The organism is Acidovorax sp. HMWF018, assembly GCF_003061035.1.
Lineage (GTDB): Bacteria > Pseudomonadota > Gammaproteobacteria > Burkholderiales > Burkholderiaceae_C > Acidovorax > Acidovorax delafieldii.
The window spans coordinates 1-1,403 of sequence record NZ_QAIM01000286.1; the positions used below are offsets into that span (position 1 = coordinate 1).

The 1,403-nt window shown below is 66.9% G+C and carries 1 protein-coding gene and 1 pseudogene; both read left to right on the forward strand.

Annotation, left to right across the window (positions count from 1 at the left end; all coding sequences use genetic code 11):
* The coding region (locus DBR23_RS10715; protein WP_199227683.1) for an NADH-quinone oxidoreductase subunit F at positions 1 to 1,194 on the forward strand (1,194 nt) is incomplete at its 5' end.
* A pseudogene (locus tag DBR23_RS30500) lies at positions 1,191 to 1,403 on the forward strand (2Fe-2S iron-sulfur cluster-binding protein); the annotation flags it as partial. The gene DBR23_RS10715 and the pseudogene DBR23_RS30500, both read left to right, overlap by 4 nt.

A 1,403-nucleotide genomic window follows, 5' to 3' on the forward strand; every position in this document is an offset into this window, starting at 1 on the left:
GGCTACCAGACCGCTGCCGCCTTGGTCAATGGCGAGATGGACGCCGAGGCGGTGCTGGCCGCCATGGAAGACTCAGGCCTTCGCGGCCTGGGCGGTGCGGGTTTCCCGGCGGGGCGCAAATGGCGCATCGTGCGTGACCAACCTGTACCACGCCTGATGGCCGTCAACATCGACGAAGGCGAGCCCGGCACCTTCAAAGACCGCACTTACCTCGAACGTGACCCACACCGTTTTCTGGAAGGCGTACTCATCGCCGCCCAGGTGGTGGGCACCGAGGCCATCTATATCTACCTGCGCGACGAATACCACGGCTGCCGTGCGCTGCTGCAGCGCGCCCTGGACGACCTGCGCGCCGATCCGCCATGCCCATTGCCCCACATCGAACTGCGGCGCGGTGCGGGTGCCTACATCTGCGGCGAAGAGTCGGCCATGATCGAGAGCATCGAAGGCAAGCGTGGCGAACCCCGCATGCGCCCGCCCTACATCGCGCAGGTGGGGCTGTTCGGCAGGCCCACGTTGGAGCACAACTTCGAGACGCTGTACTGGGTGCGCGACATCGTGGAGCGCGGCCCGCAGTGGTTTGCCAGCTTCGGCCGCCACGGCCGCAAGGGCCTGCGCAGTTTCAGCGTGAGCGGCCGGGTGAAGCACCCGGGCGTCAAGCTTGCGCCTGCGGGCATCACGGTGCAGGAACTCATCGACGAATATTGCGGCGGCATGCTGGACGGGCACCAGCTTTATGCCTACCTGCCTGGCGGTGCCTCGGGCGGCATCCTGCCCGCCAGTCTCAACAACATCCCGCTCGACTTCGACACGCTGCAGCCCTACGGCTGTTTCATCGGCTCGGCCGCCGTCATCGTGCTCAGCCAGCACGACCGCGCGCGCGACGCGGCGCTGAACGTGATGCGCTTCTTCGAACACGAAAGCTGCGGCCAGTGCACGCCCTGCCGCGTCGGTACGGCCAAGGCGGCCACGCTGATGCAAGCGCCGAAGTGGGATGAAGAACTGCTCGACGATCTGGCACAGGTAATGGCCGACGCTTCCATCTGCGGCCTGGGCCAGGCTGCGCCCAACCCCATCCGCTGCATCCACAAATACTTTGCACACGAAGTGGGCGAGGGGCCCTGGCCGGGCGATTTGCCCAAGCCGCGTAACAGTCCGCTGGCGGAGCAACTGCCGAAGGGAGCCCAGTCATGAGCAGCTTGCAAGACACCGGCGGAGTGGCCTTTGAGCTGGACGGTCAGCCCGTCACCGCCCATCCTGGCGAAACCATCCTGAAGGCTGCGCAGCGCCACGGCGTGGAGATCCCGCACCTGTGCTACAGCGACGGCCTGCGCCCCGACGGCAACTGCCGCGCCTGCGTGGTGGAGATCGCGGGCGAGCGCACGCTGGCCCGCGATCTCCAC